Below are 25,135 nucleotides of genomic sequence, written 5' to 3'. Positions count from 1 at the left end.
AACGGCGTTATCGCCTGTTTATAAATTAGGCACACTACATAGTGCTTTACCTACAAACCAACACACAACTTCAAATTTAACCTTCAAAGATAAACACGAACAAACACAAATAAACTAGCATCATAAAAAAAGCCCTTCATACGAAGGGCTTTGACATACACACAATAAAATTAATCACACTACTTACAAGAGAGCGTTGCCTCATCGGCTTTATTTGGTACTAATTGAATATTAGCCACAGATATTGATGCTTTACCATTACTGCGTAAACTAAATGGGCTTGTTAAGCTCGCAAAATTAACACCCTGCTTGGCAAAACAACCTAAATCGATTGAAACCGACTGCCACTCATTTTCTATGCTTTTATCAACAATGTCGGCTAAATCAATGCTAGCGCCACAACTACCAGAGCAAGTCATTGCAAGTACTACGTCGTTAGTCAGTTCATCATTTAGTTTTATGTCGAAACTAATAACACCGTTTGCTTCAAGGTATGCAATCGTGTCCTCAGCAAAGCTTGTTACTATTTCAGCACTGGCTTTTTCTGCACCGCTGAAGTCAAATTGGCGTGCGTCTTCTTGCACTGTTTTGTCTTCAGTTCGGTATTTAATCGCGCCAAATTCGTGGGTGCTACTTGATACATCTAATATTTTATCACCAGACTTTAACAACAAACGCCAAGGTGCAACGGGCGCGCCTACTAATACATTCATATTGGTAAGTGCTGAGTTATCAAGTTTTGAATCTTCATCAAGGTCATCAGCCAAAACGTTTTTATCGCCATATGCTAATCCAAAACCATAAGGTAATAATGGGTCGTAGTTTTCGTCACCTTTATTTACTGCTGTTTGAATTGCTGTTTTAGGCCATGAAAACGACAACTTACCTGTAAAGTTATACTGAACTTTATCATCAGCTGATTTAAGTAATACATCGGCAATACCTGCGCCCTCTGTACCTGGCAACCAAGCTGCAACAAATGCGTCAGACGCATTTAATTCACTGTTAACCCACATAGGTCTGCCCGATATAAACACAGCTACAACAGGAATACCCTGCTCTTTTAACGAGTTCAAAAGCACTAATGATTTTTTATTGCCACGCTCAAATTCAAGGTTATCTCTATCGCCGTGCCCTTCTGCATATGGTTCTTCACCAAATACAACAATAGCAACATCAGGGCGTTGTTCAAATGTGCCATCTGCGCTCAATATTGCTTTACCACCAGCAGCACTAATTTGATTTTTTAGCCCTGAGTAAATTGATGTAGCACCAGGAAAATCAACATTTTTATTGTTCGTTCCTTGCCAAGTTATACTCCAGCCACCCGACTGCTTACCAATATTGTCGGCAGCATCGCCAGCAATAAGTACATTTTGCTTTGGCGATAATGGTAAAATATTGTTTTTGTTTTTCAACAATACTAATGATTCTCGTACGGCTTCTTTGGCAACTTCACGATGCTCTTTAGCGCCAATTAGCTCTGTTTTACCAGAGAACTGACGTTTAGCTGGGCTTGGCTTATCAAATAACCCTGCGCGTAGCTTAACGCGTAAAACACGTGCCACAGCATCATCAATGCGATCCATGCTTATTTCACCAGTTTTAACTTGTGAAATTGTATTCTCGTAAAGCGGTTTCCAAGCACCGGTTGGTACCATAAAAATATCTAAACCGGCGTTAATTGCTTGTGGGCAGCTTTCGTTTGTACAGCCTTTAATTTGCCCGTGACCATTCCAATCGCCAACTACAAATCCATCAAACCCCATACGAGTTTTAAGCACATCGGTAAGCAAGTATTTATTGCCGTGGTTTTTTTTGCCATGCCAGCTGTTAAATGAAGCCATTACCGACTGACTACCAGCCGACAAACCACCTACATACCCTTGTGCATGAATATCAAACAATTCTTGTTCGGTAGTAACATTGTCACCTTGGTCGTCACCATCAACTGTGCCGCCATCACCAATAAAGTGCTTAACGGTGCTTATTACTCTTTTATCACTTAAAAAGTCGCTATCGGCTCTACCTTGCAAACCATTTACAATGGCTGCTGAGTAGTCACGTACAATTTGTGGATCCTCAGAATAGCCCTCGTATGTTCTACCCCACCTATCGTCACGTACTACAGCAACGGTGGGTGCAAAAACCCAATCAATACCTGTCGCCATTACTTCAACAGCGGTAATTGCCGCTATTTTTTCAATTAACTCAGGATTGTTAGCAGCACCTAAACCAATGTTATGAGGAAAAAGCGTAGCGCCAATTACATTATTATGACCGTGTACTGCATCCGTGCCCCACATTGTAGGAATTGCAATTCCATCAACAGAGTCATCAATAGATGCTTGATACATTTTTTCAGCAAGTGCAACCCAATCGTTCGGTGTTGCATGTTTATCGCCATTTGGAAAAGCACCGCCGCCATTAAGGTATGAACCAAAACCATATTTACGCATGTCTTCAACCGTAATATCACGTATTTCTGGCTGAATCATTTGCGCTACTTTTTGCTCAAGCGTCATCTTTTGTAAATAATCAACAATTTTAGCTTCAATTACAGGGTCTTTTTTTACTGCAATTGAAAGCTTTGGCCAAATTTTAGCTGTTTTTGATTGCGCTTCAGCATTTATATTTTCAACATTGCCATCATTACTGCATCCACTTAGTGCAGTAACACTCCCCACTAATGTTGCAATCGCTAATGCATTAAGTTTAAACGTCGTTTTCATTACAATGACTCCTTCACTAACACAGGTTTGCTGCCACTTAAGCCGTAATAAACAATAAAGATGTAACATAAAATAGGTAAGAAAAATGACATCTGTACGCCTATAGCATCAGCAAATGCGCCTTGTATTAATGGCACTATTGCACCACCTACAATTGCTAAACATAAAATACCTGAACCCTGAGCGGTATGCTTACCAAGCCCGTTAAGTGCAAGGCTAAAAATTGTTGGAAACATAATTGAATTGAATAAACCAACTAATAAAATTGACCACATAGCAACAGCGCCGGTTGTACTCATTGCAACAATCACTAAAATAATTGCCATACAAGAGTTAAAACCAAGTACTTTACCTGCGGGCACCTTTTGCATAACGGCTGCGCCAATAAAGCGTCCAACCATTGCACCGCCCCAGTAATACGTTATGTAATGCGCTGCAACATGTTCTTTTAGCCCAGCTATGTTTTCTTGTGCTAAAAAGCTTACTAAAAAACTACCAATAGCAACTTCAGCACCTACATACATAAAAATACCTACGGCACCTAATGTTAGATGACGGTACTGCCATGCACTGCCCTGTACAGCATCCGACTTTTCCGCTTCGGCTTCTTGCTCTTGCATAATATTAGGTAGTTTTAGCCAAGCAAAAATACCCGCTAACAAAATAAGCATGGCGGCTAATAGTAAATAAGGGAGTTGAACTGATTCAGCATTTTGCGAAGGCGTTAAAAATGCCTCAGATGCCGAGTCTAAAATTAATAAGGCACCAAATATTGGTGCAACCGTTGTACCTAGCGCATTAAATGCTTGCGTAAGAGTAAGGCGAGATGACGCCGTTTTTGAAGGACCTAGTAAACTCACATACGGATTAGCAGATACTTGTAATAATGTAATACCACTTGCAAGCACAAATAATGCGAATAAAAACACAGGGTAACTATGCAGTGCAGCAGCAGGATAAAATAAAACACAGCCACCAGCCGCAACTAATAGTCCTGTTACAATCCCTTTTTTATAACCTACCTTTTTTACTATGTAACCACTCGGTAACGACATTAAAAAGTAAGCGCCAAAAAAGCAAAATTGAACCAGCATCGCTTGTACGTAGGTTAAATTAAATACGCCTTTTAAATGCGGAATTAAAATATCATTTAGGCAGGTTATAAATCCCCACATAAAAAATAATGTGGTTAAAGACGTTAATGCAAAACCATAACTCTTATCCTGAAAGTTTTGCGGTTGTGTGTGTGTTGTCAGTGGTGCTGAACTTGCCATGTGCTCTCCGTAATTTATTATTATAAATCTCTTCTTAAATCACTCTTTTAATTATTTAACTTCTATACACCTTTAAAGGCGCATTAAAGAGTTGACCTAAGAATTAATAAACACTAACCTTAAATGTAAGCGCTTTCATATGCAATTAAATACGAACAAGCTGAATATTTCAACACTTTTTATTTTTACTCAGCACATATATCAGTAATTAAGTATAAATACAGAGGTAAATTCTCTGTAAATAACTCTCAAAAGGTTTGTTATTAATGACAAAATTATCACTACCACCACATTCACCGCTATTATCTAAAAACTTTGTGTATGGTGTGGCTACGGCTTCTTTTCAAATTGAAGGGGGATCAAACGATCGCCTTCCATGTATTTGGGATACGTTTTGCGATACCCCTAATAAAATAGTTGATAGCTCAGATGGGCACACAGCGTGTGATCACTATAACCTCTGGCGTGATGATATTAATATTATAGAGTCGCTAGGCGTAGATGCTTATAGGCTTTCTATTTCTTGGCCACGTGTTATGACCCAAGACGGTCAATTAAATCCTGTAGGCGTTAAATTTTATACCGATATTTTAGATGAGCTAAAACGTCGCAATATTAAAGCTTTTGTTACTTTGTACCACTGGGATTTACCGCAGTACTTGGAAGATGAAGGTGGTTGGCTTAACAGACAAACTGCTTATGCTTTTGAGCATTACGTAAATTTAATCACAAAAGCATTTGGAGAACGCGTGCATTCGTATGCCACGTTAAATGAACCATTTTGCAGTGCCTTTTTAGGTTACGAAATTGGTATTCATGCGCCAGGTAAAATAGGAAAAGAATACGGTCGTAAAGCCGCGCACCACTTATTATTAGCGCACGGACTTGCCATGACAGTGCTAAAACAAAACTCTCCTAATACCTTAAATGGCATAGTGCTTAATTTTACACCGTGTTACAGCCTTACCCAAAGTGATGAAGACTTAAAAGCCACTGCATTTGCAGACGACTACCTTAACCAATGGTACATCAAACCAATAATTGACGGTCAATACCCAAATATAATTAATCAATTACCATTAAGCCACCAGCCCGATATTCACAAAGGCGACATGGAATTAATTTCTCAATCTATTGATTATCTAGGTATAAACTTTTACACCCGCCAAGTTTATAAAGCGCACCCTACTGATATTTATGAACCAATTGCACCTACAGGTCCATTAACAGATATGGGGTGGGAAATTTATCCGCAATCATTCACCGACTTACTTGTATCGCTAAATAAAACCTACACCCTACCGCCTATTTATATAACAGAGAATGGCGCGGCAATGCCCGACACATATAATAATGGCGAAGTTAACGACTTAGACCGTTTAAATTATTATAATGATCACTTAAATGCGGTTCATAATGCGGTTGAACAAGGTGTTACAATACATGGCTACTTTGCTTGGAGCTTAATGGACAACTTTGAATGGGCAGAAGGTTACTTAAAGCGCTTTGGTATTGTGTATGTAGATTATAAAACACAGCAACGTACTATTAAAAAAAGTGGACTTGCTTACAAAGCACTTATCTCTAACAGATAATTAAAGGTTTCACAGGGCTTAGCATAAGGCGTTACTTTACAAAGTAGCAACCTTTAAAAAGAACAACGAGGGAAGTAATTCCCTGTGAAACGCCCATAGGTTTGGTTTAAAAGTAATTTATACAGCGTTATCAGTTTTAACAAAGATATAAACATCTCACAACGCAACTAAAATAAACATAAAGCGGGATAAAACAATCATGGTCAGTGTAAAAGAAAAAATAGCGTATGGCTTAGGCGACACCGCCAGTAATATTATTTTTCAAACAGTAATGATGTTTTTAATGCTGTACTACACCGATGTAGTGGGCTTATCGCCTGCAGTGGTAGGTACAATGTTTTTAGCTGTGCGTGTTTTTGATGCCGTGACTGACCCACTAATGGGAAACCTTGCTGATAAAACGCATACGCGCTGGGGTCATTTTCGCCCCTATTTACTCTGGCTTGCCCTCCCTTTTGCCATTATCAGTATTTTAGCGTTTACTACACCTGATTTAGAAGGCACTGATAAAATAATTTATGCCTTTACTACCTACACTTTGCTCATGGTTGTCTACACCGCTATAAACATTCCTTATTGCGCATTAGGCGGAGTACTAACTGCAGATATAAAAGAGCGCGTTACAATTCAATCATATCGTTTTGTATTTGGAATGTTAGGCGGCGTAATTGTTGCTGGTTGTACAATGCCAATGGTTGAATATTTTGGTCAAGGCGATGCTGCCAAAGGCTACCAATACACAATGACCGCAATGAGTATTTTAGGCTTTGTATTATTTTTACTTTGTTTTTTAGGCACAAAAGAGCGAATTCAACAGCCAAAAGAGCAAAACATCCCTTTTGCTAAAAGTGTAAAAACATTAATAAAAAACGATCAATGGCGAACCCTTTGCTTAGCCGCATTCTTTTTGCTTACTGGGCAAGTATTAAGGCTGACTCTTGCTGTTTATTACGTAAAATATTATTTAGGTCGAGACGATCTAGTAACCTTATTTATGACTCTAGGTGTGGCAGCAAGCATGGTTGGTTGCGCCTTAGCTCAACCACTTGCCAAGCGCTTTTGTAAAATAAAAGCCTATATAAGTTTACAACTTATTGCCGCTGTTATTTGCGGTTTTAGTTACTTTATTAACAGTGATCAATTAGTACTCGCGTTCACTGCATTTATTTTGTGGAAATTCTTTTTAGACATGGCAACACCTCTGCTGTGGGCTAAAATGGCCGACACAATAGATTATGGTCACCAACAAACAGGCGTGCGTATTACTGGTTTGGTTTATTCTGGCGTCATATTCTTTATTAAAATGGGTGTGGCTGTAGGTGGCGCAATTGCGGGTTGGTTGTTGTCATTTTATAGCTACCAAGCCGATACTGTACAAACACTCGATACCCAACACGGTATTTTGCTTTCATTTACTGTGTTACCTGCTTTTGGATCATTATTTGTAGCTTACATAATGAAAAAATATACACTGACAAATCAGGTTGTTGAAAATATTCAATCTAAACTAACAACAACTAGTTAAGGTATATACCCAAACCAGCTCAAAATGCAGAACTCAGGGTTGGTTTAAAAGCGATTTATACTGCGTTATTGATTTTAACAATAGAACCACTATTATTTGCGATCAATGCCTTGCCTAAATCACTTTTAAATACAACTGAAACTTACATCTTGAGGTGGTTTGGGTATTCACTCTAAGGTATGATTTAGCTGAAGAAGTAAGGATAAGCGAGTGAACAAATAACATGGCAACTATTTATCAAGTATCAGAACTTGCTGGCGTATCATTAGCCACCGTTTCACGTGTGATGAACAAAAATACCCGTGTGAGCGACAAAACTAAACAAAAAGTACTTGATGCAATGGAGCAGCTTGGTTACAAACCTAATTCGATAGCCCAATCTTTAGCATCTAACTGCACCAATAGTGTTGGTATATTAGTGTCTGAGTTACACGGCCCGTTCTTTGCTCAAATGATGGCTGGTATTGAGTCTGAGCTTCGCGCTGCTGGAAAACACGTTATTATTACCACCGGTCACAGTGAAGAAGACAAAGAAAAAGAAGGTATTGAGTTTTTAATTAGCCGACGTTGCGACGCTATTATTTTGCACGTAGAAGCCGTCTCAGACGAATATTTAATAAAGCTTAGCGAAGGCTCTACACCTGTTTATCTAATGAGCCGTTACGTAGAACCACTTAAAGAAAATTGCATAAGCCTAGATAACCAACTAGGTGGCTACCTTGCAACTAAATCGATATTAGACCAAGGGCATAATCAAATAGCCTATATTGCAGGTCCGCAATTTAAAGCCGATGCATTTAACCGGCTAGAAGGTCATAAACAAGCACTTGCTGAGGCTGATGTTAAATTTGAGCCTGCGCTTTATTATATAGGCGACTTTAACGAAACCGGTGGCAGCAAAGGCTTAAAACATTTTATAGATAGCAAAATTAACTTTACTGCACTTGTTTGCGCCAACGACGAAATGGCCTCTGGTGCTATGAAGTATGCCAGAGAGCATGGGTATAACTTACCAAACGATTTATCGATTGTTGGGTTTGATAACGTTATTTTTGCAAACTACCTCTATCCTACCCTTACAACAATAGATAACCCTGTCGCTAAAATGGGTGAGATGGCTGCTAAATTGGTTCTTAAAGACGTGTATCAAAATAAAAACCTCGTTATAAATCGGTTTTTTGAACCCACTTTAATGCAGCGTGATTCATCAGCACCACTTGTTACATCCAATTGAATGTTAAAGTATAGAATAAAAAACCAGCCAAATTTTAAACGAGTATAATATCAAAGGATAATTTCAATCTATTTTTTCAACACGTTATGTTATCTATAAAAGTATGATTTTCTTGTAAAACGCACTATATTTGTTTGAAAGCTTTTTCGTTAAATTTTAAATATAACAAATGTGATAAATAATATTATGAAGTCAAAAATAAATAATAAAAATAATAAAAATCTAGTAACAATTATTGTCTTGTTAATAATTGGTATATCTATTTTTAGTTTTCAATATTTTGATTCTGGTGAAAAGTCAGTAACAATTTGGGAACAAACAGCAGATAAAGCTAAAGAAGCAGCATATATCAGTAAAATTGCTATTTATGATGAATCTTGTAATGAGATTATTTATGACGTTTTTTATGAAAATGTAAAAAATAGCCCCAAAGAAATAAGCGAACTTGGGATTAGTCATAAAGATGTGAATAGTGGTTATGCAAAAAAAGAAGATGGTACTGTTGATTATTCTTTTTGGATTAACTCAGAAGGTGGGAAAGGCTTAAGGGGTTTACCATTGAGTGAACTTAAAGATGGCAGTGGTTCAATCAAATATAGAGCTTGGATAACTCCTGAAACAAAATCTGCTGAAACAGATGGGTTTTCTGCATTTATTAGATCTTTTGATGATAACGATAATCAAATAAACCTTTTTGACCAAGTTGAAATTAAGCATACTAAGTTTTGGGACAATAATTGTAGTTAAAAGCATTTAAACTTATAAAATTGCTTTTGTACCTAGCTTGAATCTGATCACATAGCAGATGATAAAAATAATATATATAAAAAACTGAGAGAATATCAATCTCTCAGTTTCCTAACAACCTAGCTAAATGTCGCTTTTTATGTGGCAATTACACATTCTTATTTAACCGTAACTCTCGCTACTTAACAATCCAAGGCGTTACTTTAATAACTTGCGATATATCGCCAAGTGCCGCGTTATCATCTTCCCAGTTATCTTCAACTGCAAAGTAACATACTGACTTTTCGCACGTTATACTTTTATCATCAAACTGCATTGGGCTTTTAAATGTAACTGCAACGCCCTTTTGCTCTGGTAATAAAAACCACATTAACTTGCTAACAAAAAAGCCCGATAAATCAGTTAATAATTCATCTAACTCGTCGTTAATAGTATACAAAGATTGCTTTGAAAGTGTGAGCCCTTCAAGTTCGTTTGCTTCTATTTGAAGTTTTAATTGGCAATCGTGATCTGGATTTTGTGGCTGCACCACAATAACCGCTTTATCGGTATCAAGTTGCTTATCAAACGGTAATAACAGCTGCGCTTTATCGGTAAAGTTAAGCGGATACTCGTTATTCTCAGTTAGAATAGTGCCACTTTTAATCGCACACGATTCATTTGTACCAATATCGCTTATATAAAAATTAACACGCGCGTATTGAAAATCGCCCTTATTAACAATTTTTAAGCGGTCGTAAAAACCATCATACGACATTACAAACTCTCTCGCATTTACGTTAAATGCTGTAATGCTTAGTAATACCAATGCCGTAACGTTGGTGTAATTTAAAATGCGTTTATTCATCAAAGTAAGCTCTATTTTGGTTAATCATTGTATTTAGCTCTTCTATATACGCTTCGCCGCGCTCAGAGTATGACAATAACCCATGCGTAAGCTCAGTGGCTACAATTGGTTTTTGTTCTAAGCGTAAGTTTTCACGAATAGCACGTAGATCTTTATATGCTGGGTGCGTGTTTATATTTTTAAAATAAGCGTTTATAGCAGCTCTTACCGATTTAAACGCAGCAACTTCGTGCGCAGCACCAGTATTACGGCGCTTTGGAACCATGCCACAGCCTTTTGAATAACACCACTGACCAAAAAAGTTAAGACCAATGCGTGCGAAACGCGATGTACCCCAAGCCGATTCGTTCGCAGCTTGCATAAGTGCTAATTCTTTAGGAATAATATCAACACGACGCAGTGCTTGCGTAAGTGTTAGCGTATCAAGCGTGGTTGGTAAGTCGTACGATTTTAAAATTTTAACAATGTCTTTGCTTTGTTTATTCTCAAGCGACAAATCGTTTTGTAGCATCATACGTGCAATTTCTAGTTTTGCGCGTTGCTGTAATATTTTTTTATTTTCGGCTTCAACATGCGGACGAATAAAATTAAAAAAGGCATGTTTTTTTTCTTTTACATCAGTAAATTCTGAAAACTTAGGTAGCTTAACGTTATGTAATGGTTTTTCTATTTTCTTTATTTTTTTAGATTCAGAGGTAGTTTGTCCATCTGTATCTACGTCATCACTTTGCATAAATGGGTACGCAAGTGCCCATATAAAAAATATGGTTAACAAAAACTTAAAAATGGTTTTTAGCATGTATTCTCTCTTTAAATATTAGGGCGTGTTGACCTTTTGTGATTAAGTTTGCAGTAGTATGTTTAGCATTTAGGTAAGGCAGAGCCTATGTAGTGTGGTTATTCCCATAAATAGGCGATAACGCAGCATAAATGCCAAAGGGCTCTTCTTAGGGGCGATTAAATCGCCTCTAGATTGAACAAATTTAATCCGCAAAGATCAACACGCCCTAGTTATGCATGGTCAATACACAAGCATACGAAGTCCCATTATACCTAAGCCACTTTGTAAACGCGAATAACCTAAATTCGCAATTTATAAGTGCATGGGTATACTGCTAGCGTAACTAATTATTTCTGAGTGAGCAGTATGGATAAGCAATGGCAAAGCCGAATAATAGAACAGCACAAACATAGACCTAACGACAACCGCTCACCGTGGCAGGTTGATCGCTCTCGTATTATTCACGCAGCTGCATTTAGGCGATTACAAGCCAAAACCCAAATTATGGGCATTGGTTTAAACGACTTTTACCGAACTCGCCTTACTCACTCTTTAGAAGTATCGCAAATTGGCACCGGCATACTGCGCCATTTAAAAGCACAACATAGCGATTTTACGCACTTTCCATCAACCGGACTGCTAGAAACACTGTGTTTAGCACACGATATTGGTCATCCGCCCTTTGGTCATGGTGGTGAAATAGCGCTAAATTACATGATGCGCGATCATGGTGGCTTTGAAGGCAACGCGCAAACACTGCGTATAGTTGCAAAGCTTGAGCCCTACAGCAACGGTCATGGGATGAACCTTACTCGTCGTACTTTATTAGGCTTTATAAAATACCCTGCATTTATAAACACGCTTTGGCATACCATTCCCGATACAACAACAGGTCGTGCATTTATAAAAGCAGATGATTGGCGACCAGCCAAAGGCTTATACAATGACGATGCAGCCATATTCAATTGGATAGTAGAACCACTGAGTCAAAACGATAAAACGTTGCTTGGTAACCATGCCACTATTGATAAATACCGTGCTAAAACAACATATAAATCCCTCGATAGCGCCATTATGGAACATGCCGATGACATAGCATATGCCGTACATGACTTAGAAGATGCGATTGCTACCCATGTACTTACGTTAGACGATTGGCAAACGCATGCTCTGCCTCATTTAAAAGCACTTAATTTTGACTGGTTAAACACCATGCTTGAGTCGCTCACCCAGCGTTTGTTTTCAAAAAATGACTACGAGCGAAAAGACGCCATAGGTGAGCTGGTTAATACCTTTATTATTCACATACATTTAGATATTCAAAACGATGCCTTTGAATGCCCTATTTTAAAGTACACCGCTAAATTAGATGCCCAATACGACAGTGTATTGCAAATACTTAAGCATTTTGTGTTTCAGCGTTTAATACGCGACCCCGAAATGCAGCAAATAGAATTTAAAGGTCAAAACTTACTAATAGAGTTATTTACCGCGTTTGCTAGCGATCCGCTGCGTTTATTGCCCGAAACTACACAAGCACAATACATAGAAGCCGAAAAGCAAAACCAAGGCATGCGTATAATTTGCGATTACTTAAGCGGAATGACCGACGAATACGCTTATAAAACGTATCAACGATTGTTTTCACCTATGCAGTAGTAATACCAATAGACGTAAGTAATATAAAACTGAGCATTACTAAAAAGGCCGAGTAAATTTAATCTACTCGGCCTTTTTAGCTTTTATATTTAGTTGGAACGTTTTATAAAGATTTTACGCCCATGTTATATAGTGTAAAACCAAACATATCAGCGTACTGATCAATAATTTTACTGGTTGGTGTACCTGCACCATGACCCGCATTTGTTTCTATACGAATAAGTGTTGGGTTACTACCCGCTTGTTTTGATTGAAGCTCAGCCGCAAACTTAAACGAATGCGAAGGGACAACACGGTCATCATGATCGCCTGTCGTGATCATAGTGGCTGGATATTCAACACCGGCTTTTACATTATGAAGAGGTGAATAGCCTTTAATGTATTCAAACATTTCTTTGCTTTGCTCGCTCGTACCGTAGTCGTATGCCCAGCCAGCGCCCGCAGTAAATGTATGGTAACGTAGCATATCAAGTACGCCTACAGCAGGAAGAGCCACCTGAAATAAGTCAGGACGCTGAGTCATTACCGCGCCAACTAATAAACCACCATTAGATCCACCACGCAGTGCTAAACGCTTTTTAGATGTATACTTTTTATCTTTTAAATACTCAGCAGCTGCAATAAAATCATCAAACACATTTTGCTTTTGCAATTTAGTGCCTGCATTGTGCCAGTCTTTACCGTACTCACCACCACCACGAATATTAGCAACGGCATATACCCCGCCCTGCTCAAGCCATACTGCATTAACCGGACTAAAGCTTGGCGTTAAACTAATATTAAAACCACCGTAACCGTATAAAATAGTAGGGTTTGAACCATCAAGCTTAATACCTGTTTTATAGGTAATTACCATTGGTATTTTTGTACCGTCTTTTGATGTGTAAAACACTTGCTCAGACGTGTAATCATCACTATTAAAATCAATAGCCGACTTACGAAAAACACCCGACTCACCAGTAGTTACATCAAACGTATACGTAGTGCCTGGTGTTTTATAATTAGTGAATGAGTAATAAAGCGTAGTTTGCTCTTTTTTACCACCAAAACCGCTTGCAGTACCTACACCTGGTAAGCTAATTTCGCGAATTAGCTCGCCTTTTTTGTTGTATTGTTTTACCTGCGAAATCGCATCAACCATGTAGTTGGCAAAAAAGGTATCGCCACCTTTAGTCAGGTTTAGTACGTTTTTGGTTTCAGCAATTAAATCTACCCAATTTTCCGGGGTTGGGTTGTTTGCATCAACCGTGACTACTTTTTTGTTTGGCGCATTTAAATTAGTTACTAAAAACAGTTTACTGCCTTCGTTATCAATAACCGATGTATCTGAATCAGTATTTCCAACAACCGTTACAAATTCACTATTTTCTTTTGTTAAATCTTTTATAAACAGCTTATTGCCTGAAGTAGACGTACTTGCTGAAATAAGTAAGTAATGTCCGTCATCAGTTACGTCAGCGCCAACATAGCGATGTTTTTGCGCATCAGTTTCACCAAATACAACTTGGTCAGCAGATTGAGCAGTGCTTAACTTATGGTAATACACTTTATGTTGATCTGTTTTAGCCGAAAGCTCACTACCTTTAGGTTTTTCGTAGCTTGAATAATAAAAACCTTCGTTACCTAACCAATCTATGCCACTAAATTTAACATCAACAAGTGCTTCTTCAACTTGCTCTTTAGTTTTTGTATCAATAACTATAATTTTACGCCAATCACTGCCGCCTTCCGATATTTGATACGCCAATAAAGAGCCATCTTTTGAAAACGATAAACCCGACATAGACGTCGTACCATCTTCACTAAACTTGTTTGGATCTAAAAATACTTCAACGTCGCCGCCATCTTTACTACGGTATAAAACATATTGATTTTGCAAACCATCATTTTTGTAAAAATAGGTGTAATCGCCTTCAGTAAAAGGAGGACCTATTTTTTCGTAATTCATTAATTTTTCAAGGCGCTGCTTTAACTTATCGCGATAAGGTATTTGCTCTAAATAAGAAAACGTTAAATCGTTTTGAGTTTTAACCCACTGTGCAGTTTCTTCACTCATATCATCTTCTAACCAACGATACGGATCGCTAACTGCCTCTTCAAAGTAAGTGTCAACCACATCACCTTTTTTAGTTTCTGGATATACAACTGAATTTACTTGCTTCATAGGTGCTTTTACTTCTTCTTTAATTGCCATATTAGTTGGCTCTGAACAGCCGCTAAGTGCTAGTAGTACAGCACATGCTAAAGTTTGCTTAAACATTATGAGTTCCGTTCTTAATTGTTATTAATAGTGCACCTAAGTTATTAACTTTTAGTCCTTTTGTCTATTAAGATGAGCTCATCGGCATTTATCGCTGTAAACAAATGTAAACTTACGCTTTAATAGTTCATGATTTTCATTAAAAAGATAAAAGAGCAAACAATGCAAAGCACACACTCTACATTTAAAAGCTTTAAAGCCTTTTACCCTTATTATTTAAAAGAGCACCGTAACGTTACTTGCCGTCGTTTGCATTTTATAGGCAGCACGTTAGTCATTGTAGTAATTGCAATTACGTTATTAGCACAACAATACAGTTTATTATGGCTTTTACCTGTTATTGGATACGGATTTGCGTGGGTCGGGCACTTCTTTTTTGAAAAAAATCGCCCAGCTACTTTTAAGTATCCTTTTTATAGTTTGTGGGGAGATTGGGTTATGTTTAAAGATATGCTCATAGGAAAAATTAAATTTTAACGATATTTTTTTATACCAATTACTTATAAAAACAAAGTTGCTTCGTTGTTTAAAGTATAGATTCTCATAAACAGTATTATATTTGTAGAACAACCACCAAATGTTAATTAAATTAACATTTGGTGGTTGGTTTTATATTTCCTTCTCGCTAATTTTATTTATAACTTAACAGCTACTTATTGTTAGCCCACTAAAAACAGAACACCATTGATAATTAACTCAACCCTCCATCACACTAATAGTCGTTAATTAAACGTTAATTTTAAAGTACTTCTATAATTCATTATTCATCAATTACTTAGCATTCATCACTCTCATATAACTAAAACGATGATCATTATAAAAAATGACCAAATGTAATTATAAAAGCAGCTAGATTAATTGAATGTTATTCAATTGACTGACTTTGTTAATTAAGTATATGTTCAAGGTAACAAAAAAGTTTATACCAATTCGCTTAATTAAATGATCTATTTTGAGGATGGAAAAACGTGTTGATAGCTAGGCAAAAAATTCGCTATTTAGTTGTTCTCGGCAATTGCTCCTGCATTGCTCTACCTTCTGCATCCATGCAGTCGTAAATGAGAATTTTTTAACGCAGGTAGCGACACGTTTAGCCCCTAAAAATGATTAGGTATTATTGCGGGTTGGTATTATTAACCTTTTTGTACAAAAACTAAAATAATTCAACGGGTATGGGGAAATAAAACATGAATAAAAAGCCATTATTTCAATTACAACAATCGGTGCCACAAATATTACTCGCAATGAGCGCATCTGCCGCGCTACTAGGTTCGCTTTCTGTAAGCGCTGCAACACAAGACACTAAAGCAGAAGAAAACATAGAACAAATAAGCGTAATAGGCTCTCGCCGATTAGGTCGCACAGTAGAAGACAGCGCAGTACCAATAGATATTATAGGTGCAGACGCACTTAATAATTCAGGCCAAACAGAAACAAACGCGCTACTGAGTAGCTTATTACCAAGCTTTAATTTCCCGCAGGCATCCCTTACAGATGGTAGTGACCACGTACGCCCTGCTCAACTTCGTGGTTTAGCCCCCGATCACACATTAGTACTTGTTAATGGTAAACGCCGTCACAGTAATGCATTACTTAATTTAAATGGCTCAACGGGTCGTGGTTCTTCATCAGTTGATTTAAACGCGATTCCGGCAAATGCAATTGCTCGTATTGAAGTATTACGCGATGGCGCAGCAGCGCAATATGGCTCTGATGCTATAGCTGGCGTTATTAATATTGTGCTTAAAAGTGCCAGTAGTGGTGGCTCTTTTTCAGCAAACTACGGCGCTAACGTTACTGAAATGGATGGAGTACCTGAGCTAAAATCTGTATCTGAAGGCAGCGATGGCAATTTGGCATTTACCGAGGGCAGCGATCGCTCACTAACCGACGGTCAAACATTAACGCTACAAGGTAATATGGGGTTTGAACTTGGCGAAAATGGCTTTTTAAATATCTCAACAGAATACCGCGACCGCCATTCAACTAATCGCTCAGACTACGACCAACGCGAAAACTACGCGCGCTTAGATGACGGCTCCCTAGACCCACGCGAACTTACCGTAAATCGTTATAACCATAATTTTGGTAATGGCGATGTTGAAGACCTTTCTGTTTTTTATAACGCCGGATACCAGTTAACAAACAATGCTGACTTATATTCATTTGGTTCTTACAGCAAACGTGAAGGCGAAGGCGGCGGGTTTTATCGCCGTGCAAGTGATAGCCGTAATATAGAAGAAATTTACCCAGACGGATTTTTACCTGTTATTACTTCAGACATAAACGATTTTTCACTCGCCCTTGGTGTTAAAGGCTTTGTAAGCGAATGGAATTACGATGTATCGGCAGTGTACGGACAAGATGCATTTGAGTTTGGTGTTACTAATAGCTTAAATACTTCATTCGGACCTACTAGCCAAACTACATTTGATGCAGGCACACTGACGTACGACCAACTTACTTTAAACGTTGATTTGAGCCGTGAAGTAGACGTAAGCTTTTTAGAAAGCTCTGTAAACGTAGCGGTAGGTGCTGAGTACCGCCGCGAAGGTTACCAAATAGATGCAGGCGAAGAAGCCTCATACGCACAAGGTACGTTTGGTCCAGGTGGTGCAGTAACCGACCCTGTTGATGGTCCATTTGGTGCAGCCGGATCACAAGTATTCCCTGGGTTTACGCCAGAATCCGAAGGTGATAACAGCCGCCACAACGTAAGCTTTTACATCGATCTTGAAACTTACCTAACCGATGATTGGAACCTAACCGTTGCCGCTCGTTATGAGGATTACTCAGACTTTGGCGATACGCTTAATGGTAAAATTGCCACTCGTTACGCGTTAACTGAAGACCTAGCAATTCGTGCATCGGCCTCAACGGGCTTTAGAGCGCCGTCGTTACAACAGCAATTTTTCACCTCAGTAGCCACTGTATTTGTTGATGGCGAACCAACCGAAACTGGTACTTTTGCGCCAGGTAGTGATGTAGCAAAAGCGCTTGGCTCACCGGGCCTTGATGCTGAGGAAGCAACAAACTACGGCGTTGGGTTTACATGGTCTACCGACTTTAACTTCAGCTTATCCGTTGATTATTACCAAATATTAATTGATGACCGAATCGTGCTTTCAAACAACTTATCAGGTGCTGCAATTGAGCAATTACTTGAAGGTACAGGTGCTAATCAAGGGCGTTTTTTCTTAAACGCAATTGACAGTAAAACGCGCGGTGTTGATGTTGTAGCATCGTACAACCTAGCAACCGACGGTTATGGCGATGTTGCCTTTAATTTAGGTTACAACTACGGTAAAAATGAAGTTACCGATATAATTGATGCCCCTGCAGAGTTGCAAGGTGCTGGGTTTGATCAAGACAACTTATTCTCTGGTAACGAACTTCGTCGTTTTGAAGTAAGCACCCCACGCAACAAGTACAACCTAAGTGCAACATGGAATATGGACCAGTGGCGCACAACACTCAGAACAACGCGCTACGGTGAAACACAAGACCCTTCAGAAACACCAGAGCTTAACGAAGTACTCAAGCCTAAATGGATCACTGACTTAGATGTCGCCTACTCGCTTAGTGAAAACGTATCGCTGAGCTTAGGTGCTAATAACATTTTTGATGTTTATCCAGATGCAACCCGTGAAAATGTAGACGATGTAACAACGTTCTCACGCTTATTTGCTTATTCTAGCTTCTCGCCATACGGATTTAACGGACGCTACGTGTACGGCAAAATAGAAATGAAGTTTTAATCATTGATTAAAATATCTGCATGACTAACAACCATGCAGATATTCCAAAACAGTGTAAATATATTCAAAGTTAGAAAAACCGGCTTTGATAAGCTCTATAACTAAAACCAGAGCAAAGTAATCATAAGCAACTATTTAGTTTTGAAACCGATTAATTAATGAGAATTTATAGACTATTTGGTTTACATATTACAGGCTGGGCCAAAGATAATAAAAACAGATCAAATGAGCTTGTAAATAACTCAACGTTATTCAAATCCACCTCACCTTCAAAGCATGCTTCACCGTCTTTATTCTAAAAAAACTTTCCCAAAATAGTCACCGCCAATACCTAAACAAATTTCATTGCCAATACCACCACCCGCTATCGCTAAAAGTTAATTCACTTTTGCTTTTGTAGCGGCCTTTTATATTTATTATCGATAACAATAAAGTAGGTAGTAACAATAAAATAAACGCCTATTTAAAATACATATTGGAGTAAATAAACCTGCAGCTTCCCTATTTTCCGAACCAAAAGTAAAACTGAGATTTCGCACGTGGATTCATATTTATTAGGTGTTGAATACAGAGCAAATGATCAGCATGACGAAAACCAATAACATACCTCTGCCTTAATTTAAAAACTAAACAGACGTTCTAAACTCTAATGCGCTATAAAAAATCCGATATTAGAAAACCAATATCGGATTATTAAGTCGATTAAATTTTAGTTAACCAACCGTGTTTGTCTTCACTTTTACCCCATTGAATATCGTTCAATGCTTGGCGTAAACGTGCTGTAGTAGGACCAGGTTCACCAGTACCTACTTTATATTCTTTATCGTTATGAATAAACGTACCTACCGCAGTAAGTACCGCAGCAGTACCCGAAAGCGCCGCTTCAGTACCTGGTTTTGCTGCACGTTCTAGTAGCTCAGTAACGCTAAAGTTACGCTCGCTTACCGTCATACCTAAATCTTTGGCTATGGTTAAAACACTACTGCGTGTAACACCGTGTAAAAAGGTGCTATCGAGTGCTTTAGTAATAATTTCGTTGCCGTCAATGAGTATAAAGTTAGCAGCACCGGTTTCTTGTACGTCGCCACCTGGGCAAAACAAAATTTGATCTGCTTGGTACTTTATACGTGCAGCACTAATAGGCGCTAAAGCACTGGCGTAGTTACCACCACTTTTTACCATACCCATGTGCGGAGCGCAGCGCATACCATCTTCTTCAAGTAGTACGCGTAGTGCAGTTGCACCACCTGCAAAGTAATCACCCACTGGCGATAGTAACGTATATAAAAGCGAGCTCATTGATGGCGCAGCTGCTTTACCTATTGCCGCCTCAGTACCAATATGAGTTGGGCGAATATACATAGAGCCCGGTGGTAGTGGCGTTTCATCTGCGTATTCACGCATAATATCGATAATCATCGTTTTTAGCATATCGCCATCAAAACTCGGTAAGCTTAATAGCGCTGAGCTTTGTTGCATGCGTGCAATGTTTGCATCCATTCTAAAAAGATAAACAGAACCATCTTCATGGCGAAAGGCTTTTAAGCCTTCAAAACATGTACTTGAATAATGAAGAACGTGTGCACCAGCATGAAGTTCAAGTTTATCGGAAGGGACAATCGAGCTTTCGCTCCATTTATTATCAGAAAAACGAGCTTGAATCATCTGCGGCATAAACACGGTACCAAATGCGGCCATTTTAATCTCTCTTGTGTGGTCTATTTTCTTCCATTGTATGACAATCACCCGCCATTTAACCATAGCTAAAGTAAGGCTTTTTTAATTAACTAAGAGAATTTTTTGCAAGTGCTGTTTACAAATCAACCGCATTGGGTGCTATAAACAAAAAAATCGGTCTGTGCAGCTACACAGACCGATTTTTTCATTCGTTAATTAAAACATATTTATTTAAACGAATATTTAATAATACGTTTTAACACCGACGTATACTGTCTAAAAAAACCACCCGTATGATAATCAACACCGTGTTTTTTCAAAACAGCTTGTACTTGAGGCGCTACTTCTTGATAGCGCGAAGACGGCATATCAGGAAATAAATGATGCTCTATTTGGCAGCTCAAATGCCCTGTCAAAACATGAAACCAATGCGGTCCTTTAATATTAGACGAGCCTAATACTTGGCGGTAATACCACTGCCCTTGGGTTTCGTTTACGCAGTCTTCTTGTTTAAATGTTTGCGTTTCTTCGGTAAAGTGACCACAAAATATTATGGTAGATGTCCATAAATTACGGATTAAGTTTGCCACTAAATTACCCGCTAATACCCATAAAAATAATGGGCCTGCAAGTAACGGAAATATCGCATAATCTTTAATTAACTGGCGAGCGCCTTTACTAAAAAAACGATGTTTTAGTGTTGAGTGCGATACAAGCCCTTCGCGGTTTTCTTTCTTTTTACCAATAAAAACACGCTCTGCAGCCAATTCGTGATACGACACGCCCCACTGAAATAGCACACTTAAATTAATGTATGTAATAAACTGCCATACATTTTTTAAACGCCAATTAAAATCGTCGCTCAGGCGTAATAATCCATAGCCAAAATCACGGTCTTTACCAATAATATTAGTATAAGTATGGTGCTCAAAATTATGAATACGGTGCCAACTTTGTCCATCGCACGCTATATCCCATTCATAATGCTGTGAATTAAGTTGCTTGTCGTTCATCCAGTCGTATTGACCGTGCATTACATTGTGGCCAATTTCCATATTGTCTAAAATTTTAGCAAGCGCTAATAACAGCACACCTGCAACCCACAATAGTGGCTGAATAAAACCAAGCATAAGCAAAATTCGCCCGCTCCATTCACACATTCGCTGTTTGCGCACAACAGAGCGAATGTAGTCAGCATCTTGTTGACCTACTTTGCCAAGGGTGTCCATTTTAATGGCATCTAACTCGCTTGCGAGCATGTCATAGTTAATGTTTTTCATAATTGTAACTCCAAATCACTAACAGGTTGGCTTACGCAAAGTTGTATTAACTGCTCGCCGTTGTCACTCAATTCACCTGTTTTTAAATTACGTACCACGCCAGACTTTTTAATACATTGGCATTGATGACAAATACCAATACCGCAACCGCGTTTAACGGGTAGCTTTTTTTCTTCAAACTGAGTCAATAAAACATCGTTGCCCGATACAACATGGGCACTGGCGTTAATTTTTACGTTAAATTGGCTATCGTCGTTTAAGCTTGGTAGCGCCAAACCAAATGCTTCTTGGTAATAATTTAGCTTATGCGTTTTAGCAAAATCACTCACCATTTGCATAAATGCTGCCGGACCACAGCAGTAAATGTCTGGATTTTCCCACGGCTTAATATTGCTGGTTATATCGCTTGATTGCTCACGCGTTAATAATAAAAACGAAAAATGCTCAAAACGCGCTGCTAACTCACTCAGTTCATCAACACATTGATGCTCAGTGGCTTTTGCGTAATACACCAACGACACTTTTTGCGTTGTTTGGTTTAAGTAATCATCAAGCATAGCTAGCATAGGTGTTATACCCGAGCCGCCTGCAATAAAAGTGGCTGGCGTGTGTGTGTTTTTAAATACAAAATCGCCATTTGGCGCAGAAATATTGCACCACAAACCCGCTTTTAATGCACTGCTGAGCAAGCCAGTAAAGCGCCCTTGCGTATTCGTTTTAATTAGTAAGCGCACTAAACCTGTATTTTTAAATTGCTGAGCGCTTGAAGCCACGGTAAACACGCGTGTTAATAATCGCCCATTAATTTCAAGCGTTAAGCTAATGTGCTGCCCTGGCGTATGTGCTGGCCATTGTTTACTTGGCTTAAGTTGCACACTTAAAAAGCCACCATTAAGCACCGTCGTATTAACAACTTGCGCTCTAAACTGCCCTGCACGCCACGCAGGTTTAAACACCTGCATTATTGGCTCTATATAGCCTGCAAAACTTTGATGGTGTAAAAACCATTTTGAAAATTGGTTTAATACTTTAATTATCATCACTATTAATCTCTTGGGTCGTAAAATACTTAATTTTTGAACTTACACGTGTACGCTCAAACTTCAGCGCACAAGTGTACGCTGAAATTTTTAGTTTTCAACCCCAGTAGAGTAATTATTCAATTTTTTATTAGTGCTAATTGCTAAAACAATTTTCTGTTAAAAGTTCATCTTATAAAAATATAAGTGTGTGTTTTTCATTCAACTCAACACTTAACAAATTTATTTATTTATGCCATGTTAAGGTTATGTAAGATTGGATTAATTTTGGAAGCCATAATGATAAATTTAATGTCACATAACACACTCCCTAAACTAATACTTACGGGCTTAACCGTTGCTATGTTTGCTATTAATGCACCCGCAAATGCACAAAGCGATTACATAAAAAACTATAAAGAACTCGATACTTTACCGCTTAACGTTAACGCAGTAACAGCAGCAGAAGGTGTGGTTATACCTTGGGCTATTGAGCCTTTAGCTAATGGTGATTTGTTAATATCTGAGCGCAGTGGAACGTTATTTTTATTACCTAAAAATACAACTACGTTAGCTAAGGTTTCAGGGCTACCCAACATTGATGCTAATGGCCAAGGTGGATTGCTTGATTTAGCACTACACACCGATAGTAAGCAAAACCAATGGCTGTACTTTAGTTACTCAAGTAGTGAAGGCAAAGGAAGCGGAAGTAACACCGCCCTAATGCGCGCCAAGCTAAGTGACGATCATACGCAGTTATCTGATCAGCAATTGCTATACAAAGGCGAGCATAATAGTACCAAAGGCCAGCACTACGGCAGCCGTATTGTGTTTGATGATAAAGGTTATGTTTATTTTTCAATTGGCGATCGCGGCTCGCGCGACATAAACCCGCAAGATCTCACGCGGGACGGCGGTAAAATTTATCGCTTACATGAAAATGGTAATATCCCAAGCGACAATCCGTTTGTTAAACAAAAAGATGCAAAACATGCGGTATGGTCTTATGGGCACCGTAATCCACAAGGTATGTGGTTTAACAATCAAAATAATATTTTATGGTCCCATGAGCATGGTCCACGCGGCGGTGATGAACTTAATATAATAAATAAAGGCGCTAACTACGGATGGCCTTTAGTAAGTTATGGTATTAACTACAGCGGTACCACGTTTACAGACCTTAAAGAAAAAGACGGCATGCAATCGCCCGTATTACACTGGACCCCTTCTATTGCTCCTTCCGATATGTTGTATGTAACGAGTGATAAATACCCACAGTTAAAAGGTAAACTATTACTAGCCTCCATGAAGTTTGCTTTTATTAGCGCACTGGAACTCTCAAAAGGCAAAGTTGTTAAGCAATATAAAATACTCGATGGCATTGGCAGAGTACGTAGCCTTGCCCAAGGCAGCGATGGTTTTATTTATTTAGGTATTGATGGACAAGGTATTAAACGCCTAGAGCCAGAACCTAAACATTAGCACTAGCACTAAAACTAGCACACAGTACGTTAATAATTACACCGTGTTTACTTTGCGCCTTAAAGGCACAAAGTAAACATTTTTACCAAACAAAGAACTATTAAGCCCATTAATGCGTACACTAACTACATATAATTTAATAAATTAAGAGAATACTAATGTTTTCATTTTTAAAGCCTGACCCAATAAAAAAACTGCGTAAAGAATACGACGTAAAATTAGAGCAAGGAATGCAGGCACAAAGAAAAGGCGACATTAAAAGCTTTGCAATGTTAAGTGCAGAAGCCGAAAAAATCTGGAGTGAAATAGAAATTCTAGAGGCTAAAAAAGCCAAGTAAGTTCGTATTAAACGTGTCAGCTCTGCTTTAAAAGTAGGTAGATGCGTTTAGTAATTCATGACCTCGCTTTACAGCTCCCACCATCCGTAAACCACCTTTTATAATATGCTTACACAAACAAGTGTGCTTAAAGCGGTTACTTACGTTATCGCTGTCGTTTTTTAGTGGCTGTTAAATGATTTAAAAAGGCTTTTGGCCTTCATTTTAAATCTGTAATTGCTGCATTTACATACAGCGCTGGCGTTTTTCCTCATAAGTCAGAAAATGAGGACGTTTTCCTCTTTTTTGCATATTATTAAAAGAACAGCCCGACTTAAAGTTTAATACTCGCAATGTGTTACAGGATTTGCTATTAATATTAAAAGTAATTAAAAGGACATGCGTTGCTCATAAAAAGAGGAAAGTGTCCTCTGATAAAGCTGTTATGTACTCCTCGATACTTATGATAATTGAACCGTTTGGGCCTAAAACTGATTCCAAGTATCACGAAAGTGATATTTACAAAGTTAACTGTGATGGCAGTGGTTATTTTTTTACCTTAGACACAACAAATGAAAATGGTGAAAGAGTTGATCTAATTATTGAGTTTGATGAACTCAATGGCTTTAGATATCTAGATGAAGGTGACCTCATGTATTATTGGGATAACGCTAGTTTTAGGTATTATAACGTATTTAAAATTATCGAAGGTGGTTGGCTTACTGGAGAGGCAATCGAAACAGGAGTCTTAACTATCAGCAAGCAGTTGGATTTACAAGAGTGGTTAATAGTAACAACTAATGGCTGTATTAATGCTTTAAGTTACAATCCTCCTAAAGTGTCAGTAGGTCGTACATAACAACACGCCCTGAGGTGGACGACTAGTAAAATTTAGCTATTAATTGCAAATTTTAAAAGTGGTGAACCTCTGTGTTTTAAGGCCGCTAA

The 25,135-nt window shown here is 38.4% G+C and carries 18 protein-coding genes; 10 read left to right on the top strand and 8 right to left on the bottom strand.

Annotation, left to right across the window (positions count from 1 at the left end; translation table 11 throughout):
• Nucleotides 1–179 precede the first annotated feature (179 nt).
• Complete coding sequence (locus GQR56_RS16600) at nt 180–2,732, bottom strand: glycoside hydrolase family 3 N-terminal domain-containing protein (RefSeq protein ID WP_166113464.1); 2,553 nt, start codon at nt 2,730–2,732, stop codon at nt 180–182.
• A complete protein-coding gene (locus GQR56_RS16595; protein WP_166113461.1) occupies nt 2,732–4,006 on the bottom strand; it encodes a sugar MFS transporter in 1,275 nt (424 codons plus the stop codon). Before GQR56_RS16595 ends, GQR56_RS16600 begins: the two co-directional genes overlap by 1 nt.
• Before the next feature lie 266 nt (nt 4,007–4,272).
• Here GQR56_RS16595 and GQR56_RS16590 point away from each other — a divergent pair, with 266 nt between their 5' ends.
• The 4 genes from GQR56_RS16590 (at nt 4,273) to GQR56_RS16575 (ending at nt 9,107) form a co-directional block, all read left to right on the top strand.
• Nucleotides 4,273–5,601 carry a GH1 family beta-glucosidase gene (locus GQR56_RS16590; RefSeq protein WP_166113458.1) on the top strand — a complete coding sequence of 443 codons (1,329 nt, stop codon included), beginning with the start codon at nt 4,273–4,275 and terminating at the stop codon, nt 5,599–5,601.
• 199 nt (nt 5,602–5,800) lie between these two features.
• Nucleotides 5,801–7,126 carry an MFS transporter gene (locus GQR56_RS16585; RefSeq protein ID WP_166113455.1) on the top strand — a complete coding sequence of 442 codons (1,326 nt, stop codon included), beginning with the start codon at nt 5,801–5,803 and terminating at the stop codon, nt 7,124–7,126.
• Nucleotides 7,127–7,349: 223 nt separating this feature from the next.
• Nucleotides 7,350–8,360, top strand: coding sequence for a LacI family DNA-binding transcriptional regulator (locus GQR56_RS16580; RefSeq protein WP_024610076.1), 1,011 nt, complete (start codon nt 7,350–7,352; stop codon nt 8,358–8,360).
• Between the two features lie 186 nt (nt 8,361–8,546).
• Nucleotides 8,547–9,107: a hypothetical protein gene (locus tag GQR56_RS16575; RefSeq protein ID WP_166113452.1), complete on the top strand. Its 561-nt coding sequence runs from the start codon at nt 8,547–8,549 to the stop codon at nt 9,105–9,107.
• Between the two features lie 178 nt (nt 9,108–9,285).
• Here GQR56_RS16575 and GQR56_RS16570 read toward each other — a convergent pair whose 3' ends face one another.
• Nucleotides 9,286–9,954, bottom strand: a complete 669-nt coding sequence (locus GQR56_RS16570; RefSeq protein ID WP_024610074.1) for a DUF2987 domain-containing protein — start codon at nt 9,952–9,954, stop codon at nt 9,286–9,288.
• Entirely contained in the window at nt 9,947–10,753 is an 807-nt protein-coding gene (locus tag GQR56_RS16565; protein WP_024610073.1) for a glucosaminidase domain-containing protein, read from the bottom strand. The genes GQR56_RS16570 and GQR56_RS16565 overlap by 8 nt, the downstream gene beginning before the upstream one ends.
• Nucleotides 10,754–11,101: 348 nt before the next feature.
• Between GQR56_RS16565 and GQR56_RS16560 the strand changes: the two genes are divergently transcribed.
• A complete protein-coding gene (locus GQR56_RS16560; protein ID WP_166113449.1) occupies nt 11,102–12,394 on the top strand; it encodes an anti-phage deoxyguanosine triphosphatase in 1,293 nt (430 codons plus the stop codon).
• Between the two features lie 103 nt (nt 12,395–12,497).
• Here GQR56_RS16560 and GQR56_RS16555 read toward each other — a convergent pair whose 3' ends face one another.
• Nucleotides 12,498–14,654 (bottom strand): prolyl oligopeptidase family serine peptidase, encoded by a 2,157-nt coding sequence (locus tag GQR56_RS16555; protein ID WP_166113446.1) that lies wholly within the window; start codon nt 14,652–14,654, stop codon nt 12,498–12,500.
• Between the two features lie 162 nt (nt 14,655–14,816).
• Between GQR56_RS16555 and GQR56_RS16550 the strand changes: the two genes are divergently transcribed.
• Complete coding sequence (locus tag GQR56_RS16550; RefSeq protein ID WP_166113443.1) at nt 14,817–15,131, top strand: DUF962 domain-containing protein; 315 nt, start codon at nt 14,817–14,819, stop codon at nt 15,129–15,131.
• Between the two features lie 710 nt (nt 15,132–15,841).
• Entirely contained in the window at nt 15,842–18,412 is a 2,571-nt protein-coding gene (locus GQR56_RS16545) for a TonB-dependent receptor (RefSeq protein WP_166113440.1), read from the top strand.
• Between the two features lie 702 nt (nt 18,413–19,114).
• Here the strand turns inward: GQR56_RS16545 and GQR56_RS16540 are convergent.
• The 3 genes from GQR56_RS16540 to GQR56_RS16530 all read right to left on the bottom strand — a co-directional run bounded on the left by GQR56_RS16540 (nt 19,115) and on the right by GQR56_RS16530 (nt 22,409).
• Nucleotides 19,115–20,173, bottom strand: coding sequence for a branched-chain amino acid aminotransferase (locus tag GQR56_RS16540; RefSeq protein ID WP_269435953.1), 1,059 nt, complete (start codon nt 20,171–20,173; stop codon nt 19,115–19,117).
• A gap of 143 nt (nt 20,174–20,316) precedes the next feature.
• Nucleotides 20,317–21,369: an acyl-CoA desaturase gene (locus GQR56_RS16535; protein WP_166113437.1), complete on the bottom strand. Its 1,053-nt coding sequence runs from the start codon at nt 21,367–21,369 to the stop codon at nt 20,317–20,319.
• Nucleotides 21,366–22,409: an iron-sulfur cluster-binding domain-containing protein gene (locus tag GQR56_RS16530; RefSeq protein ID WP_166113513.1), complete on the bottom strand. Its 1,044-nt coding sequence runs from the start codon at nt 22,407–22,409 to the stop codon at nt 21,366–21,368. Before GQR56_RS16530 ends, GQR56_RS16535 begins: the two co-directional genes overlap by 4 nt.
• A gap of 279 nt (nt 22,410–22,688) precedes the next feature.
• Here GQR56_RS16530 and GQR56_RS16525 point away from each other — a divergent pair, with 279 nt between their 5' ends.
• The 3 genes from GQR56_RS16525 (at nt 22,689) to GQR56_RS16515 (ending at nt 25,046) form a co-directional block, all read left to right on the top strand.
• Nucleotides 22,689–23,870 (top strand): PQQ-dependent sugar dehydrogenase, encoded by a 1,182-nt coding sequence (locus tag GQR56_RS16525; RefSeq protein ID WP_166113434.1) that lies wholly within the window; start codon nt 22,689–22,691, stop codon nt 23,868–23,870.
• 158 nt (nt 23,871–24,028) lie between these two features.
• On the top strand, nt 24,029–24,208 hold the full coding sequence (locus GQR56_RS16520) for a DUF6435 family protein (protein WP_007583346.1): 180 nt from the start codon (nt 24,029–24,031) through the stop codon (nt 24,206–24,208).
• Between the two features lie 442 nt (nt 24,209–24,650).
• Nucleotides 24,651–25,046 (top strand): hypothetical protein, encoded by a 396-nt coding sequence (locus tag GQR56_RS16515; protein WP_166113431.1) that lies wholly within the window; start codon nt 24,651–24,653, stop codon nt 25,044–25,046.
• Nucleotides 25,047–25,135 lie beyond the last annotated feature (89 nt).

Source organism: Pseudoalteromonas sp. Z9A5 (assembly GCF_011378875.1).
Classification (GTDB): domain Bacteria; phylum Pseudomonadota; class Gammaproteobacteria; order Enterobacterales; family Alteromonadaceae; genus Pseudoalteromonas.
The sequence above is the reverse complement of the archived record's forward strand: the minus strand, read 5'-3'. Positions and strand labels throughout refer to the sequence as shown.

Excerpts from the sequence above, each read along its gene's own strand:
- GQR56_RS16600 (WP_166113464.1), bottom strand. The coding sequence starts at position 2,732 with ATGAAAACGACGTTTAAACTTAATGCATTAGCGATTGCAACATTAGTG.
- GQR56_RS16595 (WP_166113461.1), bottom strand. The coding sequence starts at position 4,006 with ATGGCAAGTTCAGCACCACTGACAACACACACACAACCGCAAAACTTT.
- GQR56_RS16590 (WP_166113458.1), top strand. The coding sequence starts at position 4,273 with ATGACAAAATTATCACTACCACCACATTCACCGCTATTATCTAAAAAC.
- GQR56_RS16585 (WP_166113455.1), top strand. The coding sequence starts at position 5,801 with ATGGTCAGTGTAAAAGAAAAAATAGCGTATGGCTTAGGCGACACCGCC.
- GQR56_RS16580 (WP_024610076.1), top strand. The coding sequence starts at position 7,350 with ATGGCAACTATTTATCAAGTATCAGAACTTGCTGGCGTATCATTAGCC.
- GQR56_RS16575 (WP_166113452.1), top strand. The coding sequence starts at position 8,547 with ATGAAGTCAAAAATAAATAATAAAAATAATAAAAATCTAGTAACAATT.
- GQR56_RS16570 (WP_024610074.1), bottom strand. The coding sequence starts at position 9,954 with ATGAATAAACGCATTTTAAATTACACCAACGTTACGGCATTGGTATTA.
- GQR56_RS16565 (WP_024610073.1), bottom strand. The coding sequence starts at position 10,753 with ATGCTAAAAACCATTTTTAAGTTTTTGTTAACCATATTTTTTATATGG.
- GQR56_RS16560 (WP_166113449.1), top strand. The coding sequence starts at position 11,102 with ATGGATAAGCAATGGCAAAGCCGAATAATAGAACAGCACAAACATAGA.
- GQR56_RS16555 (WP_166113446.1), bottom strand. The coding sequence starts at position 14,654 with ATGTTTAAGCAAACTTTAGCATGTGCTGTACTACTAGCACTTAGCGGC.
- GQR56_RS16550 (WP_166113443.1), top strand. The coding sequence starts at position 14,817 with ATGCAAAGCACACACTCTACATTTAAAAGCTTTAAAGCCTTTTACCCT.
- GQR56_RS16545 (WP_166113440.1), top strand. The coding sequence starts at position 15,842 with ATGAATAAAAAGCCATTATTTCAATTACAACAATCGGTGCCACAAATA.
- GQR56_RS16540 (WP_269435953.1), bottom strand. The coding sequence starts at position 20,173 with ATGGTTAAATGGCGGGTGATTGTCATACAATGGAAGAAAATAGACCAC.
- GQR56_RS16535 (WP_166113437.1), bottom strand. The coding sequence starts at position 21,369 with ATGAAAAACATTAACTATGACATGCTCGCAAGCGAGTTAGATGCCATT.
- GQR56_RS16530 (WP_166113513.1), bottom strand. The coding sequence starts at position 22,409 with ATGATAATTAAAGTATTAAACCAATTTTCAAAATGGTTTTTACACCAT.
- GQR56_RS16525 (WP_166113434.1), top strand. The coding sequence starts at position 22,689 with ATGATAAATTTAATGTCACATAACACACTCCCTAAACTAATACTTACG.
- GQR56_RS16520 (WP_007583346.1), top strand. The coding sequence starts at position 24,029 with ATGTTTTCATTTTTAAAGCCTGACCCAATAAAAAAACTGCGTAAAGAA.
- GQR56_RS16515 (WP_166113431.1), top strand. The coding sequence starts at position 24,651 with ATGATAATTGAACCGTTTGGGCCTAAAACTGATTCCAAGTATCACGAA.